This window comes from Burkholderia sp. 28_3 (assembly GCF_003253915.1).
GTDB classification, from domain to species: Bacteria; Pseudomonadota; Gammaproteobacteria; order Burkholderiales; family Burkholderiaceae; genus Burkholderia; species Burkholderia cenocepacia.
The window spans coordinates 143278-160748 of the sequence record NZ_QKZF01000015.1; the positions used below are offsets into that span (position 1 = coordinate 143278).

The following is a 17471-nucleotide window of genomic DNA, read 5'->3' on the forward strand; positions in this document are numbered from 1 at the left end:
CGCCGTCTTCCGCCCCCCGGAGATGAGGAGACAGATTGATCATGAAGACCAAGCTGATGGCCGTCGCGGCCGCCGCGATCCTGGCTGCGCCGCTCGCGCATGCCGAGAAGATCGGCGTGACGATGGCATCGTTCGACGACACATTCCTGACCATCCTGCGCAACAGCATCGCCGATTCGGCGAAGAAGGACGGCGCGACGGTGCAGATCGAGGACGGCGGCAACGACGTCGGCAAGCAGTTGAGCCAGGTCCAGAACATGATCGCGCAGAAGGTCGACGCGATCATCGTGAACGCGGTCGATACCGACGCGACGCCGAAGATCACGAAGATGGTGACCGCCGCGAAGATCCCGCTCGTCTACGTGAACCGCAAGCCGGTCGATTTCGACAAGCTGCCGGCCGGCGTCGCGGTCGTCGCCTCCGACGAAAAGCAGTCGGGCACGCTGCAGGCGCGCCAGGTGTGCAAGCTGCTCGGCGGCAAGGGCGACATCCTCGTGCTGATGGGCGAGCTGTCCAACGAATCGGCGCGCGCCCGCACCAAGGACATCGAGGACGTGATCGCGACGAAGGATTGCGCGGGCATGAAGATCGTCGACAAGCGCGAAGGCAAGTGGAGCCGCACGCAGGGCCAGGACATCACGATGAACTGGCTGAGCTCCGGGACCAAGTTCGACGCGATCGTGTCGAACAACGACGAAATGGCGATCGGCGCGATCAACGCGCTGAAGGCCGCGCGCAAGCTCACGCCGAAGACCGTCGTCGCCGGCATCGACGCGACGCCGGACGGGCTTGCCGCGATGAAGGCCGGCGAGCTGAAGGTGTCGGTGTACCAGAACGCGACCGGGCAGGGCGCGCAGGCGGTGGCCGCGGCGCTCAAGCTCGCGAAGAAGCAGCCGGTCGATCGCTACGTGAACGTGCCGTTCGAGCTCGTGACGCCCGACAACATGAACCAGTACGCGAAGCACTGACCGGTTTTTCCGTTGAACTGCGCGGGCCCGGTACGCCGGGTTCGCGCGCGACTTGTCGAGGAACGTCCATGTTTACAGCCAGGATCGCGCGCCCGATGGCCGCCGGCGACGCGCCGGCGGCTTCGTCCGGGGCGGCCGGCGCGTCCGGTTCGCCGCCGCCTTCCGCGGCCGACTGCGTGCTCGAGGTGCGCGGGGTCGGCAAGTCCTTTCCCGGCGTCGTCGCGCTCGACGGCGTGCAGTTCCGCGTGCGCCGCGGCACCGTTCATGCGCTGATGGGCGAGAACGGCGCCGGCAAGTCCACGCTGATGAAGATCATCGCGGGCGTCTACACGCCCGACCAGGGCGAAATCCTGATCAACGGCGAACCGGTCGTGCTGAACGGCCCGCTCGACGCGCTCGACCGCGGGATCGCGATGATCCATCAGGAACTCAACCTGATGCCGTACATGACGGTCGCGGAGAACATCTGGATCCGCCGCGAACCGAAGAACCGCTTCGGCCTGATCGATCACGCCGAGCTGCGCCGCCGCACGGCCGCGCTGTTCGAGCGGCTGTCGATCGACATCGATCCGGAAACCGACGTGCGCACGCTGACGGTCGCGAGCCGCCAGATGGTCGAGATCGCGAAGGCCGTGTCGTTCGACTCGGACGTGCTGATCATGGACGAGCCGACCTCCGCGCTGACCGACAAGGAAGTCACGCACCTGTTCCGGATCATTCGCCAGCTGCGCGAGCAGGGCAAGGGCATCGTCTACATCACGCACAAGATGAACGAGCTGTTCGAGATCGCCGACGAGTTCTCGGTGTTCCGCGACGGCAAGTACATCGGCACGCATGCGTCGAGCGACGTCACGCGCGACGACATCATCCGCATGATGGTCGGGCGCGAGATCACGCAGATGTTCCCGAAGGAGGACGTGCCGATCGGCGACGTCGTGCTGTCGGTGAAGGATCTCTGCGTCGACGGCGTGTTCCGCGACGTGAGCTTCGAGCTGCGCGCGGGCGAAATCCTCGGCGTCGCCGGCCTCGTCGGCTCGGGGCGCTCGAACGTCGCGGAGGCGCTGTTCGGCGTCGTGCCGGCCACCTCGGGCGAAATCCGCATCGACGGCAAGCCGGTGCGGATCGCGACGCCCGCGCAGGCGATGAAGCACGGGATGGCGTTCCTCACCGAGGACCGCAAGGATTCCGGCTGCTTCCTGAATCTCGACCTGCTCGCGAACATGGAAGCGGCGGTGCTCAGCCACCGCTACGTGAAGTTCAATTTCGTGCAGCAGGCGCAGTTGAGGCGCGACTGCGAGGAAATGAGCCGGATGCTGCGCGTGAAGTCGCCCGGGCTGCACGAGGAAATCCAGAACCTGTCGGGCGGCAACCAGCAGAAGGTGCTGATCGGCCGGTGGTTGCTCACGCAGCCGCGCATCCTGATCCTCGACGAACCGACCCGCGGCATCGACGTCGGCGCGAAGGCCGAGATTCACCGGCTCGTCAGCGCGCTCGCGGGCAAGGGCGTCGCGGTGCTGATGATCTCGTCCGAAATGCCGGAAGTGCTCGGGATGAGCGATCGCGTGATGGTGATGCACGAAGGGCGCATGACCGGCATCGTCGATCGCAAGGACGCCGACCAGGTCCGCATCATGGATCTCGCGTCGCGCTGAGCCGAAACAAGATTGGAGACAACTGAAATGGGCAACCTGAACCCGGTCGCGGATGCGCAGACCATGACACTCAAGTCGCGGCATACGAAGTGGCCGCCCGAACTGAGCATCTTCCTCGTACTGGTCGGCATCAGCCTGTTCTTCGAGATCGTCGGCTGGATCGTCGTCGGCCAGAGCTTCCTGTTCAATACCGAGCGGCTCGAGATCATCGTGCTGCAGATGGCCGTGATCGGCATCATCGCGGTCGGCGTGAACCTCGTGATCATCACCAGCGGGATCGACCTGTCGTCGGGGTCGGTCGTCGCGGCGGCCGCCGTCGTGTCGGCGAGCCTCGCGCAGGTGTCCGACTTCCCGCGTGCGGTGTTTCCGCACCTCACCGACCTGCCGATCATCTGGCCGGTGCTGGCCGGCGTGTGCGTCGGGCTGCTGGTCGGCCTGCTGAACGGCTCGCTGATCGCGATGACGGGCATCCCGCCGTTCATCGCGACGCTCGGCACGATGGTCGCCGCGCGCGGCTTCGCGAAGTGGTTCACCAACGGGATGCCGGTGTCGATGCTGACCGACCAGTTCGCGGCGATCGGCGCGGGCGCCAACCCGGTGATCATCTTTCTCGTGATCGCCGCGATCTTCCACGTCGTGCTGCGCTATACGCGCTTCGGCAAGTACACCTATGCGATCGGCGCGAACCGCCATGCGGCCGTCGTGTCGGGCATCAACGTCACGCGGCACCTGGTGTTCGTCTATGCGATCGCGGGCCTGCTGAGCGGGATCGCCGGCACGGTGACGGCCGCGCGCGCGATCTCCGGCCAGTCGGGCATGGGCGTGATGTACGAGCTCGATGCGATCGCGGCCGTCGTGATCGGCGGCACGTCGCTGTCGGGCGGCCTCGGCCGCGTGACGGGCACCGTGATCGGCGTGCTGATCCTCGGCGTGATGACGTCGGGCTTCACGTTCATCCGCATCGACGCGTACTACCAGGAGATGGTGAAGGGCGTGATCATTGTCGCGGCCGTGATCGCCGACCAGTACCGCAACAAGAAGTCGCGCCGTTGAGCGCGCGCGTGATCCCGAAATCAGACTTCGCATAGGACAACCGATGAAGATCGCGCTGGACCCCTACATGATTCGCCATCTGCCGCTCGACCGGCTGCCGCACGCGGTGGCCGAGCTCGGCTACGACCAGATCGAGCTGTCGCCGCGCAGCGACTTTCTCGACTGGTGGGTGATGCCGCGCGCGACGCGGGAACGCATGGCCGCGTTCCGCCAGGCGCTGCGCGCGAGCGGCGTCGGCCTCGCGTCGCTGCAGCCGATGTACCGCTGGGCAAGCCCGTTCGACGACGAGCGGCAATGGGCGGTGCGCTGCTGGAAGAAGGCGATCGAGGTGGCAGTCGAGATGGAGTGCCCGCTGATGGTGTCGGAGTTCGGGCGCGGCGCGTCGCCCGAGCGCTCGGTCGGCGAGCGGCCGGGCGCGAACCCGAAGGAGCTGTGCGAGGCCGCGTGGTTCCGCTCGATGGACGAGCTGCTGCCGATCCTCGAGCGCGAACGCATCGTGCTGTCGGTCGAGCCGCATCCGGAGGACTGGATCGAGCAGTTGCAGCCGGCGATCGACATCGTCACGAATCTCGGTTCGCCGTCGCTGAAGCTGTCGTACATCGCGCCGCACACGTTCTACTACGGCGACGACATGGCCGCGATGATCGCGCAGGCCGCGCCGATCCTCGCGCACGTGCGCGTGGCCGACACGTTCGACCACCGCAAGAGCAGCCAGCTGCGCTACATCGTGAACCCGCCCGGCTCGAACCAGATCCGCGTGCACCAGCATCTCGACATCGGGCAGGGCGAGATCGACTGGGACGTGTTTTTCCGCGCGCTCGGCGCGGCCGGTTTCGACGGCGTGATGTCGTCGTGCGTGTTCGCGTGGGAAGACCGCGCGGAAGCGTCGTCGCGCTACATGCGCGACACCATCCAGCGCTACGTCGATCGCCATTTCGATCGCACCGCGCGCTGAACGGCTGATGACCGATGACTGACCGGCGCGGCACGGGCCGCGCCGCTGATGAACGAACGACTGGAGAGAACTGCATGACCTTGCAAATCGGCGTGATCGGCTGCGGCGCGATCGGCCAGGACCACATTCGCAGACTGACCCGCACGCTGTCCGGCGCGCGCGTCGTGGCCGTCAACGACATCGATCCGCAGCAGGCGCGCGATGCGGTGACGAAGTACGGGCTCGACGCCGAGATCTACGGCGACGGCCACGAAGTGGTCGCGGCCGCCGACGTGCAGGCCGTGCTCGTCACGTCGTGGGGGCCGACGCACGAAGCGTTCGTGCTCGACGCGATCGCGCACGGCAAGCCGGTGTTCTGCGAGAAGCCGCTGGCCGTCACGGCCGACGGCTGCATGCGGATCGTCGAGGCGGAAGTCGCGCACGGCAAGCGGCTCGTGCAGGTCGGCTTCATGCGACCGTACGACGAAGGCTATCGCGCGCTCAAGCGCGTGATCGACAGCGGCCAGATCGGCGCGCCGCTGATGCTGCATTGCGCGCACCGCAACCAGTCGGTCGGCGAGCGCTACACGACCGACATGGCGATCACCGACACGCTGATCCACGAGCTCGACGTGCTGCGCTGGCTGCTCGGCGAGGACTACACGAGCGCGCAGGTCGTCTATCCGAAGAAGACGCGCCATGCGAGCGCGCATCTCGCCGATCCGCAGATCGTGCTGCTGGAGACCGCGAGCGGCGTGCGCATCGACGTCGAGATCTTCGTGAACTGCCAGTACGGCTACGACATCCAGTGCGAGGTGGTCGGCGAGCAGGGCATCGCGAAGCTGCCCGATACGCCGGCCGTCGGGCTCAAGCATGCGGCGCGGCAGTCGGTCGAGATCATGACTGACTGGAAGGAGCGCTTCATCGCGTCGTACGACGTCGAACTGCAGGCGTTCATCGACGGTGTGCGGCAGGGCGCGCTGACCGGGCCGTCCGCGTGGGACGGCTACGCGGCGGCGGTCGCGGCCGACGCGTGCGTGCGGGCCCAGCAGAGCGGCGCGGTCGAGCCGATCGCGATGGCCGAGCGTCCCGCGTTCTATCGCGGCTGACCCGCGGCTGCGCACCGCTTACTTGCCGGACCGACCGACATGACGATGAAGATTGGCTGCGCGCCCTGCTGCTGGGGCGTCGACGACGTGAAGAACCCGCACCTGCCGCCGTGGCGGCACGTGCTTGCCGAGGCCGCGCAGGCCGGCTACTCGGGCATCGAGCTCGGGCCGTACGGCTACATCCCGCTCGATCTCGACGTGGTGAGCGCCGAACTCGAACGCCAACGCCTGAGCATCACGGCCGGCACGATCTTCGACGATCTCGTGTCGCCGGAGAACCTGCCGAACCTGCTGCGCCAGACGCGCGACATCTGCGCGCTGATCACGCAACTGCCGAAGCTGCCGACGCAGGGCGGCCAGCGCTACGCGGCGCCATACCTGGTCGTGATGGACTGGGGCCACGAGGAACGCGACTACGCGGCCGGCCACGGCGATCGCGCGCCGCGGCTGTCCGACGAGCGCTGGACGCGGATGGTCGACCATATCCAGCAGATCGCGACGATCGCGCGCGACGAGTTCGGCGTGCGCGCGGTGATCCATCCGCATGCGGGCGGCTACATCGAGTTCGCGGACGAGATCGACCGGATCGTCGCCGACATTCCGGCCGACACGGCGGGCCTGTGTCTCGACACCGGCCACCTGTATTACTCGGGCATGGACCCCGAAACGTGGTTGCGCCGCCATGCGGCACGGCTCGACTACGTGCACTTCAAGGATATCGACGCGGCCGTATACGACGCGGTGATGGGCGAGCACATCGCGTTCTTCGCCGCCTGCGCGCGCGGCGTGATGTGCCCGATCGGCACCGGCGTGCTCGACTACCCGGCGATCCGCCAGGCGCTCGTCGACATCGGCTACGCGGGCTACATCACGATCGAACAGGAGCGCGACCCGCGCAATGCCGGCACGAGCCTGCGCGACGTCGCCGCGAGCCGCGCGTTTCTCGCGTCGGCCGGTTTTGCATGATCCCCTGAACCCGCACCAGGAACACCACCATCATGATTGACGGACAGATTCTGCTTGGCCATTCGATTCGCTGGGGCATGGTCGGCGGCGGCCTCGGCAGCCAGATCGGCTACAGCCACCGGTCGGCCGCGCTGCGCGACGGCAGCTTCCAGCTGGTCGCCGGCGCATTCGACCTCGATCCCGAGCGCGGCCGCCAGTTCGGCGTGAAGCTCGGCGTCGCGGCCGAGCGCTGCTATCCCGACTACGCGACGATGTTCGACGCCGAGGCGCGTCGCCCCGACGGCATTCGTGCGGTGTCGATCGCGACGCCGAACAACACGCACTTCGAGATCTGCCGCGCCGCGCTGAACGCGGGGCTGCACGTGGTCTGCGAGAAGCCGCTGTGCTTCACGACCGAGGAGGCCGAGGCGCTGCAGCGTCTGTCGGTCGAGAAAAACCGGATCGTCGGCGTCGCGTACGGCTATTCCGGACACCAGATGATCGAACAGGCGCGCGAGATGATCGCGCGCGGCGATCTCGGCGAGATCCGCATCGTGCAGATGCAGTTCGCGCACGGCTTCCACAGCGAGGGCGTCGAGGCCGCGAGCGCGGCCGCGCGCTGGCGCGTCGATCCGAAGTTCGCGGGCCCGAGCTACGTGCTCGGCGACATCGGCACGCATCCGCTGTACATCTCCGAGGTGATGGCGCCGGCACTGAAGATCCGGCGGCTGATGTGTTCGCGGCAGAGCTTCGTGAAGAGCCGCGCGCCGCTCGAGGACAACGCGTTCACGATCATGGAATACGACACCGGTGCGATCGGCTACGTGTGGTCGAGCGCGGTGAATGCCGGCTCGATGCACGGGCAGAAGGTGCGCGTGATCGGCTCGAAGGCGAGCATCGAATGGTGGGACGAGCATCCGAACCAGTTGCGCTACGAAATCCAGGGGCAGCCCGCGCAGGTGCTCGATCGCGGGATGCCGTACCTCCATCCGCACGCATTGCGCGAAGACCGCATCGGCGCCGGGCATCCGGAAGGGTTGTTCGAGGCCTGGTCGAACCTCTACGCGCGCTTCGCGCTCGCAATGGACGCGGCCGATCGCGGCGACATGGCGGCGGTGAAGGCCATCCGTATTCCGGACGTGCACGCCGGTGTCGAGGGCGTACGCTGGGTCGAGAATTGCGTGCGTTCGGCCGATGCGGGCAGCGTGTGGGTCGACTATCGTTGAAACGGGGGCGGGCCGGCTGCGCCGCGCGTCGTCGCGTTTGGTCGCGTTTTTTCGCGACCGCCGGCCTCGGTAGACGCCCTAATCTTTACGACGCCGCGAGCGCGTTGGACAATCGTTTCCAGTCTTGCCGTGGAGCGTGTGCAAGTGATGATCGAGCGCGTGGGAGCGAGCAGGCGGCGCGGGCCGTGCCGCAAACGTGATTAAATTCGCCCTTCATGCATGTATCCAGTCGAGTCCCGGGCCGCGCCGGCCAGCCACGCGCGCGCACCGGGGCCGTCAACTTCGCGCTATCCGATGAGTTCATCCGAGAAACCTCCCGCCACCGTCGAGGCGTTCCTGCAGCACCTGACGCAGGAGTACGACGGCCTCAGCAATCGCCTGAAGGTGATTGCGCGCCACGTGGAAACGCATCGGGACCAGCTTGGGCTGGAAGGCATCCAGTCGCTCGCGGAGGCCTGCGGCGTGCAGCCGTCGGCCGTCGTGCGCTTCGCGAAGCACTTCGGCTTCTCCGGGTTCTCCGAGATGCAGCGGCTGTTCCGCGAAGGGCTCGCGCAGCAGATCGCGCCGGGGCGCGCGTACAACCTGCGGCTGCGCGACGTGATCGAGGCCGGCTCGTCGAGCCTGCAGCCCGAACAGATCGCCGACGAATTCATCAAGGGCAGCATTGCCGGGATGCAGCAGTTGCGGCAGACGCTCGATTCGCAGGCGCTCGCGCAGGCCGTCGACCTGCTCGCCGATACGCAGGCGATCTGGATCGCCGGGTCGCGGCGCGCGTTCCCGATCGCCGTGTATCTCGACTATGCGCTGCAGCACACGGACAAGCGGATCGGGCTGTTCAGCGCGCTCGGCAGCATGCATCTCGGCCAGATCCGCTCGGTGCGCGAGGGCGACGTGATGATCGCGATCTCGTTCATGCCGTATGCGGACGAGACCGTGCAGGTCGCGCAGCAGGCCGCGCAGCGCGGCGCGCGGTTGATCGCGATCACCGACAGCCGGATGAGCCCGCTCGCGCGGGAGGCGGAAGTGACGCTGATGGTGCAGGACAGCGCGACGTTCGGTTTTCGTGCACTGACGGCCACGATGGGCCTCGCGCAGAGCCTGTTCGTCGCGCTCGCGTACCGGCTCGAGCTGTCGTACCTGCCGACCGCCGACGGCGCGCACGGCACGAAGGCCGGTTGATCCCGGCTGGCGGTGCGCCGCCCGCCGAACGCAGCGGCGGAGGGCGCTCCGGCCGGCTTACTTCGCGGTCGGCATCGCGAATTCGGCGCCCTTGCCGATGCTCGACGACCAGCGCTGCATCACCGACTTCTGGCGCGTGTAGAAGCGCACGCCTTCCTCGCCGTACGCGTGCATGTCGCCGAACAGGCTCTTCTTCCAGCCGCCGAAGCCGTGCCATGCCATCGGCACCGGAATCGGCACGTTGATGCCGACCATCCCCACCTGGATGCGCCGCGCGAATTCGCGCGCGATCCCGCCGTCGCTCGTGAAGCACGACACGCCGTTGCCGAACTCGTGCGCGTTGATCAGGTCGACCGCTTCGCCGAAATCCTTCACGCGCACGCAGCCGAGCACCGGCCCGAAGATCTCTTCCTTGTAGATCCGCATGTCGGGTTTCACGTGATCGAACAGCGTGCCGCCGGTGAAGAAGCCTGCCTCGCGGCCCGGCACGCGCAGCCCGCGGCCGTCGACCACCAGTTGCGCGCCTTCGTTCACGCCTTGCTCGATATAGCCTTCGATGCGCTTCAACGCTTCGCCGGTGACGATCGGGCCCATCTCGACTTCCGGCGACATCCCGTCGCCGATCACCAGCTTGCGCGCGCGCTCGGCGACGGCCGGCACGATCTTGTCGGCCACGTCGCCGACCAGCACCGCAATGCTGATCGCCATGCAGCGCTCGCCGGCCGAGCCGTACGCGGCGCCGATCAGCGCGTCGACCGCCTGGTCGATGTTCGCATCGGGCATCACGACGAGGTGGTTCTTCGCGCCGCCGAGCGCCTGCACGCGCTTGCCCGACTGCACCGCGCGCTGCTGCACGTAGGCCGCGATCGGCGTCGAGCCGACGAAGCTGACGGCCTGCACGTCCGGGTGGTCGAGGAGGGCATCGACCGCGCCCTTGTCGCCCTGCACGACGTTGAACACGCCGGCGGGCAGGCCTGCCTGCGTGAGCAGGTCGGCGATGAACAGCGCGGCCGACGGGTCGCGCTCGCTCGGCTTCAGCACGAACGTGTTGCCCGTCGCGAGCGCGACCGGGAACATCCAGCACGGCACCATGCACGGGAAGTTGAACGGCGTGATGCCCGCGACGACGCCGAGCGGCTGGCGCATCGTCCAGTTGTCGATGCCGGTGCTGACCTGGTCGGTGAAGTCGCCTTTCAGCAGTTGCGGCACGCCGCACGCGAATTCGATGATGTCGATGCCGCGTGCGACTTCACCCTGCGCGTCCGAGAACACCTTGCCGTGCTCGGCGGTGATGATCGCCGCGAGCGTGTCGCGGTGCTCGTTCATCAGCTGCAGGAAGCGGTGCAGCACGCGCGCGCGGCGGATCGGCGGCGTGTCGGCCCAGGCCGGGAACGCGGCACGGGCCGACGCGACGGCCCGTTCGACCTCGTCGTTGCCGGCGAGCGCGACGCGGCGCACCGCGCGACCGAGAGCGGGATTGAAGACGTCCTGGAAGCGGCCGCTGCGGCCGGCGACGGGCGCGCCGTCGAGGTAGTGGCCGACGTCGGCGTCGGACGTGTAGGCGGGAACCGTGGTCATGCGTGTCTCCTGGGAATAGGGGGTGGACGGAACCTAGTCTAGGCAAAGCGGCAGGGCGCGAGAAGGCCGCGAAACTTGATTCACTGTTCAGAATTCTGAATAATCGGTGGATGAATCAGCAAAATGTCCAGGCGCTCTGGCCGCATATCCATTCGCTGACGGTGCTGGCCGCGGCCGGCAGTTTCACCGCTGCCGCGCAGCGGCTCGGCATCAGCAAGGCCGCGATGAGCCAGCGCATCGCCGATCTCGAAAAGGCGGCCGGCGTGCCGCTCGTGCGCCGCACCACGCGCAGCGTGCGGCTCACCGACGCGGGCCAGACGCTCGTCGACAGCACGCGCGACGCGTTCGAGTCGATCGGCCAGCACTTCGCGCGCGTGAAGGATCTCGCCGGCGAGCCGCGCGGGCTGCTGCGCGTGACGGCGCCGGTCGCGCTCGGCCGCCAGCAGGTCGTGCCGCACCTGCCCGATTTCCTGCGCCAGCATCCGGGCGTACAGATCGAGCTCGACCTGTCGGACCGCCTGCATTCGCTGACGCAGGAGGGCTTCGACCTCGCGATCCGCCATACGACCACCGCGCCGCAGACCCACGTCGCATGGAAGCTGTGCGACACGCGTTCGCTGCTGGTCGCGAGCCGCGACTATCTCGACGCGCGCGGCGCGCCGCGCCACCCGAGCGAACTCGTCGATCACAGCTGCCTGTGCTACCTGCGCGACAACGAGCCGGCCGCGTGGAGCTTCGAGCCGGACGGCCGCCGGCGCCAGCGCGTGAGCGTGCCGGTGCGCGGCAGTTTCGCGGCGAACAACAGCGAGGCGATGCGCGAGGCCGCGCTCGGCGGGCTCGGCATCGCGCTGCTGCCGGACTTCAGCGCGCGGCGCGATCTCGACGCCGGCCGGCTCGTCGCGCTGCTCGACGGCTGGCGGCCGTCGGGCGCGTTCGGCGACCACATTTTCGCGATTCGTCCGTACAGCCCGGTCGTGCCGAGCGCGGTGCGCGCGCTCGTGCGGCATCTGCGCGACCGGCTCGCGGGCGGCTTTTCCGGCGCGTGAGCCGGGCGCCGGCGGGCGCCCGGCCGTGGGCGGGCCGGGCAGGCGCCGCGGCGCTGCGGTAAAATCGCGGCTTCCTCCCGCGCCGTGTGTGGCGCGTCATTCGAAGGTCGACAGCCGATGCAGATTCACAAGGAAGTGGACGCGCGCGGGCTCAATTGCCCGTTGCCGATCCTGCGTGCCAAGAAAGCGCTTGCCGATATGGAAAGCGGGCAGATCCTCAAGGTGCTCGCGACCGATCCGGGCTCGCAGCGCGATTTCGCCGCGTTCGCGAAGCAGACGGGCAACGAGATCGTCGAATCGACGACCCAGGACAAGACCTTCGTGTTCCTGATGCGTCGCCGCTGACGGCGCGCGTCGCACGTCCCGCCGCGCCGGGCTCCTGGCCGGCGCACCTGACCGGGCGCCCCTAGCCGGGCGCCCCTAGCCGGGCGCCCCTCTCTGACAATTCTTAAACCTCGTTGCGTGACCGGCTGCGTATACTGACCCGGCCGGTCGTCCGCTCCCAGCGGAGGCGCCGGCCACGGTACGTCGTACGGCGGGCACGGGGGCCATGCCTGACGCTACCGTCGTACAACGGGGAGAGGACATGTCCTTCAGACCAGGGACCCTTCGAAGTCCGTCCGGAGCGGAAAGCATTGCGCCCGTGCGCACCTCGGAATTGAGCCGGATCGAGCTCGATCCGCAACAGGACCGCCATGCGCGTGCCGCGCTGGAGGCGTATGCGGATTCGGCCGCGGCCGAGATGCCGTGGCTGGCCGAATGGCTCGACGAACGGCTGCGTGACGCCGCGCGGGACGACGGCTCCGGCCTGACCTACTGCGGTGCGACGATCGAACGCGTGTTCGATCTGGCGCAGGCATGGGCGGCAGGCCAGCCCGACTATGCGGCCCATGCCTGGGAGCGGGTGCGCGACCAGCTGCAGCGGATGCTTGCGCAACCGCCGCTGTCGGAGTCGCCGTCGCCACGCATGCCGATCGACGATTTTGCCGAGCCGGTGGCCGGCATCGCGGGCGCCGAATAGGCGCCCGGTTGCGCAACAGAAAGGATTATTCGAAGAAAGGGCGATAGTCCGCGCAATTTCTTGGCGAATTTCATACTACTATGATGAAATCGCCGGTTCGTCCGTGCCCCGTTTTTGAGATATTTGACCGGGGTCGCCGGTTTGCGCAGGTGGCGCAAGCGGCGAACGACGGCTCGCCGGCCGGTATCCGGACGCCGCGCGCAGGCTGCGCGGCCGGGGCAGGCGCGGGAGCCGGATGGACGAATCGACTTCGATTTGCGGGGTGCTATGAGAATTGCTGTACTGGATGACGATCCGGCCCAGACGGATTTCGTCAGTCAAACGCTGACGGCCGTTGGCCATACGTGCTATGCGTTCAAGGAAGGCAAGGCCCTGAAGAAGCGCCTGCAGCGCGAGACGTTCGATCTGCTGGTGCTCGACTGGAACGTGCCCGACATGTCCGGCGAGGAAGTGCTCAAGTGGGTGCGCGCCAATCAGACCGAGCACAGCCTGCCGATCATCTTCATGACGAGCCGCGACGACGAGGCGGGGATCACGCAGATCCTCAACGCCGGCGCCGACGATTACGTGGTCAAGCCCGTGTCGGGCCCGATCCTGCGCGCGCGCATCGGTTCGCTGCTGCGCCGCGCGTATCCGGTCAACGCCGAGGCGACCGTCCGCGAATTCGACCAGTTCCGTTTCGACGTGAACCTGAAGCAGGCGTACGTCGGCGACAAGGCCGTGAGCCTCACGCAAAAGGAATTCGAGCTCGCGCTGCTGCTGTTCCAGCATCTCGACCGGCCGCTGTCGCGCGCGCACATTCTCGACCTCGTGTGGAAGCAGGCGACCGACATTCCGTCGCGCACGATGGACACGCATATTTCCATGCTGCGTACCAAGCTCGGCCTGCGGCCCGAAAACGGCTACCGTCTGGCGCCGATCTACGGGTACGGCTACCGGCTCGAGCGGGTCGGCCAGGGGGAACCGGAGTGACCATGCGAATCACGCAGCGCACGGCGAGCGTGCGCACGGCGGCGCTGCGCGCCGCCTGCGCGGTCGCGTTGGCGTTCACCGCGCAGCAGGCCGCGGCGCAGCCGCCCGCCGCCGCGGGCAAGATGGTCGTCTATCGCACGCAGGCGGGCGACACGCTGTACGACGTCGCCGCGCGCTACCTGCAGGGCGCGGACGACTGGCAACTGCTCCAGCAGATCAACGGCGTGCCGGCGCCGAAGCACCTGCAGCCCGGCGTCGCGCTGAAGCTGCCGGTCGCGCGGCTGCGCAAGGAAAAGCTCACCGCACGCGTGATCGCGGTGCAGGGCACGGCCGAGCGCGCGTCCGGCGCGGCTTTCGCGACGCTCGCGAACGATGCGACGCTCGCCGAAGGCGACCGCGTGCGCACCGGCCCGAACGGCTTCGTGACGATCGAGCTGACCGACGGCACGCACATGAGCCTGCCGCCCGACAGCCAGCTCGACCTGAAGTCGCTGCGCCGCACGGTGCTGACCGGCACGCTCGATCGCGAGTTCGAACTCACGCGCGGCTCGGTCGACAGCGAAGTCACCCACCTGAAGAAGCGCGACGACCGCTTCCAGATCCGCTCGCCGTCGGTCGTGGCCGGCGTGCGCGGCACGCGTTTTCGCGTGAACTACGACGCGGCCGGCAATGCGGCGACGCGCGTCGAAGTGCTCGACGGCACCGTCGGCGTCGCGGGCGGCCGGCAGCCGGCCGGCGCGACCCTCGTGCATGCGAACTTCGGCAGCGTCGCGACGTCGTCCGGCGCGGTCGGTGCGCCCGTCCAGCTGCTGGGCGCGCCCTCGCTCGCGCATCCCGACAAGGTGCAGGACGAGCCCGACGTCGCATTCGACGTCGCGCCGCTCCCGCAGGCGCACGCGTATCGCGTGCAGCTCGCGCACGACGCGGGGCTGCTCGACCTGTTCCGCGAAACGCGCACCGATTCGCCGCGTGCGGTGTTCCGCGACGTGCCGAACGGGAATTACTTCGTGCGGATCGCCGCGATCGATGCGAACGGCCTGGAAGGGCTGCCGCGCACCTATGCGTTCGAGCGCCGCGTGATGGGGCTCGACGCGAGCGCGTCGCAAGGCGCGGGCGGTTACGAGTTCCGCTGGTCGCCGAACGGTTCGGGCAAGGGGGCGCGTTACCGGTTCGTGCTGTCGCGCTCGAAGGACCTGAGCGCGCCGGTCGTCGACCAGGTCGGCCTGCACGCGCGCCAGATCACCGTCGCGCACCTGCCGCCGGGCGACTATTTCTGGGCCGTGACCGTCGAGGAATTCGAAGGCGGCAAGTTCTACGAGAAGACCAGTCCGGTCAGCGCGTTCACGTTGTCGCGCTGACCCGCGGCGCATGAAACCCGACTCCGTTTCTCCGCGGCGGCGCCTCGGCCGCCGCTTCCTGATCGAATGGATCGCGATCGGCTGTCTCGGGATCGCGGTGATTCTCGCGTGCGCGCTCGGCCGCCTGTCGTCGAGCGTCGACGGGCTGATCTACGACCGGCTGCTGATGCTGCGCAGCCTGCCGCTGTCGCCCGACGTGGTCGTCGTCGACATCGACAACCAGAGCGTGTCCGCGCTCGGTCGCTGGCCGTGGCCGCGCGACGTGCATGCACGGCTGCTCGACACGCTCGCGCGCGCGCAGCCGGCCGCCGTCGTCTACGACGTGCTGTTTACCGAACCGTCGCCGGAGGATCGCACGTTCGCGGATGCGATGAGCCGCGTGCCGACTTTCCTGCCGGTGCTGTTGAGCCCCGAGCAGGCGGACGGCACGCGCTCGGTCGATCCGCCGGTCGCCGCGCTCGCCGCGCGCGCGACGGGGCTCGGCCATATCAATCTCGAAGTCGATCGTGACGGCATCGTGCGCAGCGTCGCGCTGTTCGAAAGCGACGGGCGCGTGCGCTGGCCGCAGCTGATGGTGCCCGTCTATCGGGCGATCCAGGCCGGCCGGCTGCACCCGGGCGGCGGCGTGCCCGGCGCGAACGCGCACGACCTGTCGCGCGATGCTGCGGGCGACGGCCGCTACCTGATCCCGTTCAGCCGCAATACGCCCGCGTATCCGACGCTGTCGTTCGACGACGTGCTCGAAGGGCGCGTGAAGCCCGACGCGCTGCGCGGCAAGATCGTCGTCGTCGGCGTGACCGCGTCGGGGCTGTACGACCGCTTCGCGACGCCGGTGTCCGGCGAGTTCGGCCCGCTCGCCGGCGTGTACATCCATGCGAACGTGCTCGACATGCTGGCAACCGGCAGCGCGATCTCGCCCGCGTCGCGCGCGGGGCTGTTCGTCGCGTCGCTGCTGCCGCTCGCCGTGTTGCTCGGCGGCTTCCTGATGCTGTCGCCGTGGCGCGCGCTGCTGCTGACGCTGAGCCTGGCCGCGCTCGCCGTCGTCGCGAGCCTCGTGCTGCTGTTCGAGGCGCGCATCTGGCTCACGCCGGCGCCGGCGATCTTCGGGTTGATTGCCGTCTACCCGATCTGGAACTGGCGGCGGCTCGAAATGACGATGTCGTACCTGCGTCGCGAGCTGCAGAAGCTTGCCGACGAACCGCACCTGCTGCCGGAGGCGCCGCGTACGCGCAGCGTCGGCGGCGACGTGCTGGAGCGGCAGATGGCGCTGATGGCGCAGGCCGCGCAGCGCGTGCAGGACATGAAGCGCTTCGTGTGGGACAGCCTCGACAGCATGCCCGAGCCGATCTTCGTGACCGATCTCGCGGGCACCGTGCTGATCGCGAACCATGCCGCGAAACGCTACGGGTCGCGGCTCGCGTTGCCGCTGCCGGAAGGGCGGCCGCTGCGCACCGCGCTTGGCGAGCTGACGTTCATGAAGACCGTCGACGGCAACGCCGAGCACGACGCGGCGATCCGCGAGCACTGGCCGGCCGTGCTCGATCCGACGCTCGAGGCCGAGCACGACGCGATGGCGCGCGGCATCGAGGTGCGCGATCGCGACGGGCTCGACCATCTGCTACGCTACGCGGCGTGTACCAACGCGCAAGGGCGCGTGACCGGCTGGATTGCCGGCCTCGTCGACGTGACCGAGCTGCACGCGGCCGAGCGGCAGCGCGAGGAAGCGCTGCACCTGCTGTCGCACGACATGCGCTCGCCGCAGTCGTCGATCCTCGCGCTGGTCGAGATCGAGCGCGACCGCGTCGAGAGCGACGCGATGCGCGGGCTGCTCGCGCGGATCGAGCGCTATGCGCACCGCGCGCTGTCGCTCGCCGACGAGTTCGTGCAGCTGGCGCGCGCCGAGTCGCAGGCGTACCAGCTCGAGGTGACGAGCCTCGTCGACGTGCTGATCGATGCGAGCGACGAGGTGTGGCCGCAGGCGCAGGCGAAACACATCCGCGTCGAGACCGGCGTGGGCACCGACATGTGCTGGGTGCGCGCGGACCGCTCGCTGATCACGCGCGCCTTCGTGAACCTGCTGAACAATGCGGTCAAATACAGTCCGTCCGACACGGTGATCACGTGTACGCTGACGGTCGAGCACGCATCGAAGCGGATGTTCTGTACGATTCGCGATCAGGGGTACGGCATTGCGCCGGAAGATCAGCGGCATCTGTTCGAGCGTTTCAAGCGATTCCATGCCGGCGAGCGGCCCGAAATCTCGGGTTCCGGGCTCGGCATGGCGTTCGTGAAGACGGTCGTCACGCGCCATGGGGGCAGCGTGTCGGTCGACAGCGAAGTGGGTGTCGGCACCGCGGTGACGGTGTCGCTGCCCGCGATCGACGAGCCGTCCGCCTGACAGGGCCGGGCGCGACGGCAGGCATTTGGGGA

The 17471-nt window shown here is 68.3% G+C and carries 15 protein-coding genes; 14 read left to right on the forward strand and 1 reads right to left on the reverse strand.

Annotation, left to right across the window (positions count from 1 at the left end):
- Positions 1-41: 41 nt before the first annotated feature.
- The 8 genes from DFS13_RS26880 (at position 42) to DFS13_RS26915 (ending at position 9066) form a co-directional block, all read left to right on the forward strand.
- Positions 42-968 (forward strand): sugar ABC transporter substrate-binding protein, encoded by a 927-nt coding sequence (locus DFS13_RS26880; protein ID WP_012492538.1) that lies wholly within the window; start codon positions 42-44, stop codon positions 966-968.
- A gap of 68 nt (positions 969-1036) precedes the next feature.
- Positions 1037-2620, forward strand: coding sequence for a sugar ABC transporter ATP-binding protein (locus DFS13_RS26885; protein WP_111442310.1), 1584 nt, complete (start codon positions 1037-1039; stop codon positions 2618-2620).
- Between the two features lie 27 nt (positions 2621-2647).
- Positions 2648-3673: an ABC transporter permease gene (locus DFS13_RS26890; protein WP_006497762.1), complete on the forward strand. Its 1026-nt coding sequence runs from the start codon at positions 2648-2650 to the stop codon at positions 3671-3673.
- A gap of 43 nt (positions 3674-3716) precedes the next feature.
- Positions 3717-4628, forward strand: coding sequence for a sugar phosphate isomerase/epimerase family protein (locus DFS13_RS26895; RefSeq protein ID WP_006497761.1), 912 nt, complete (start codon positions 3717-3719; stop codon positions 4626-4628).
- A 74-nt stretch (positions 4629-4702) separates the two neighbouring features.
- On the forward strand, positions 4703-5716 hold the full coding sequence (locus tag DFS13_RS26900; protein ID WP_060263241.1) for a Gfo/Idh/MocA family protein: 1014 nt from the start codon (positions 4703-4705) through the stop codon (positions 5714-5716).
- 39 nt (positions 5717-5755) lie between these two features.
- Complete coding sequence (locus tag DFS13_RS26905; RefSeq protein ID WP_060263242.1) at positions 5756-6682, forward strand: TIM barrel protein; 927 nt, start codon at positions 5756-5758, stop codon at positions 6680-6682.
- Positions 6683-6714: 32 nt separating this feature from the next.
- Complete coding sequence (locus tag DFS13_RS26910) at positions 6715-7887, forward strand: Gfo/Idh/MocA family protein (RefSeq protein WP_006488917.1); 1173 nt, start codon at positions 6715-6717, stop codon at positions 7885-7887.
- 294 nt (positions 7888-8181) lie between these two features.
- The gene (locus DFS13_RS26915) at positions 8182-9066 is read left to right on the forward strand and encodes a MurR/RpiR family transcriptional regulator (protein WP_006488922.1); all 885 of its coding nucleotides are present in this window, start codon (positions 8182-8184) and stop codon (positions 9064-9066) included.
- Between the two features lie 57 nt (positions 9067-9123).
- On the opposite strand, the gene DFS13_RS26920 is transcribed toward DFS13_RS26915, so the two are convergent.
- Positions 9124-10644, reverse strand: coding sequence for a CoA-acylating methylmalonate-semialdehyde dehydrogenase (locus DFS13_RS26920; protein ID WP_006488924.1), 1521 nt, complete (start codon positions 10642-10644; stop codon positions 9124-9126).
- 110 nt (positions 10645-10754) lie between these two features.
- On the opposite strand from DFS13_RS26920, the gene DFS13_RS26925 reads away from it, so the two are divergent.
- The 6 genes from DFS13_RS26925 to DFS13_RS26950 all read left to right on the forward strand — a co-directional run bounded on the left by DFS13_RS26925 (position 10755) and on the right by DFS13_RS26950 (position 17439).
- Complete coding sequence (locus tag DFS13_RS26925; protein ID WP_006497756.1) at positions 10755-11690, forward strand: LysR family transcriptional regulator; 936 nt, start codon at positions 10755-10757, stop codon at positions 11688-11690.
- 117 nt (positions 11691-11807) lie between these two features.
- Complete coding sequence (locus DFS13_RS26930) at positions 11808-12035, forward strand: sulfurtransferase TusA family protein (protein ID WP_006402122.1); 228 nt, start codon at positions 11808-11810, stop codon at positions 12033-12035.
- A gap of 241 nt (positions 12036-12276) precedes the next feature.
- A complete protein-coding gene (locus DFS13_RS26935; RefSeq protein WP_034200673.1) occupies positions 12277-12711 on the forward strand; it encodes a hypothetical protein in 435 nt (144 codons plus the stop codon).
- Positions 12712-12978: 267 nt separating this feature from the next.
- Entirely contained in the window at positions 12979-13683 is a 705-nt protein-coding gene (locus DFS13_RS26940; protein WP_006490421.1) for a response regulator transcription factor, read from the forward strand.
- The gene (locus DFS13_RS26945) at positions 13680-15041 is read left to right on the forward strand and encodes a FecR domain-containing protein (RefSeq protein ID WP_034200672.1); all 1362 of its coding nucleotides are present in this window, start codon (positions 13680-13682) and stop codon (positions 15039-15041) included. Before DFS13_RS26940 ends, DFS13_RS26945 begins: the two co-directional genes overlap by 4 nt.
- A gap of 10 nt (positions 15042-15051) precedes the next feature.
- A complete protein-coding gene (locus DFS13_RS26950) occupies positions 15052-17439 on the forward strand; it encodes a CHASE2 domain-containing protein (RefSeq protein WP_048988916.1) in 2388 nt (795 codons plus the stop codon).
- The last annotated feature ends 32 nt before the right edge of the window (positions 17440-17471 follow it).

Excerpts from the sequence above, each read along its gene's own strand:
- DFS13_RS26950 (WP_048988916.1), top strand. The coding sequence starts at position 15,052 with ATGAAACCCGACTCCGTTTCTCCGCGGCGGCGCCTCGGCCGCCGCTTC.
- DFS13_RS26895 (WP_006497761.1), top strand. The coding sequence starts at position 3,717 with ATGAAGATCGCGCTGGACCCCTACATGATTCGCCATCTGCCGCTCGAC.
- DFS13_RS26915 (WP_006488922.1), top strand. The coding sequence starts at position 8,182 with ATGAGTTCATCCGAGAAACCTCCCGCCACCGTCGAGGCGTTCCTGCAG.
- DFS13_RS26890 (WP_006497762.1), top strand. The coding sequence starts at position 2,648 with ATGGGCAACCTGAACCCGGTCGCGGATGCGCAGACCATGACACTCAAG.
- DFS13_RS26885 (WP_111442310.1), top strand. The coding sequence starts at position 1,037 with ATGTTTACAGCCAGGATCGCGCGCCCGATGGCCGCCGGCGACGCGCCG.
- DFS13_RS26920 (WP_006488924.1), bottom strand. The coding sequence starts at position 10,644 with ATGACCACGGTTCCCGCCTACACGTCCGACGCCGACGTCGGCCACTAC.
- DFS13_RS26900 (WP_060263241.1), top strand. The coding sequence starts at position 4,703 with ATGACCTTGCAAATCGGCGTGATCGGCTGCGGCGCGATCGGCCAGGAC.
- DFS13_RS26910 (WP_006488917.1), top strand. The coding sequence starts at position 6,715 with ATGATTGACGGACAGATTCTGCTTGGCCATTCGATTCGCTGGGGCATG.
- DFS13_RS26925 (WP_006497756.1), top strand. The coding sequence starts at position 10,755 with ATGAATCAGCAAAATGTCCAGGCGCTCTGGCCGCATATCCATTCGCTG.
- DFS13_RS26935 (WP_034200673.1), top strand. The coding sequence starts at position 12,277 with ATGTCCTTCAGACCAGGGACCCTTCGAAGTCCGTCCGGAGCGGAAAGC.
- DFS13_RS26880 (WP_012492538.1), top strand. The coding sequence starts at position 42 with ATGAAGACCAAGCTGATGGCCGTCGCGGCCGCCGCGATCCTGGCTGCG.
- DFS13_RS26905 (WP_060263242.1), top strand. The coding sequence starts at position 5,756 with ATGACGATGAAGATTGGCTGCGCGCCCTGCTGCTGGGGCGTCGACGAC.
- DFS13_RS26930 (WP_006402122.1), top strand. The coding sequence starts at position 11,808 with ATGCAGATTCACAAGGAAGTGGACGCGCGCGGGCTCAATTGCCCGTTG.
- DFS13_RS26940 (WP_006490421.1), top strand. The coding sequence starts at position 12,979 with ATGAGAATTGCTGTACTGGATGACGATCCGGCCCAGACGGATTTCGTC.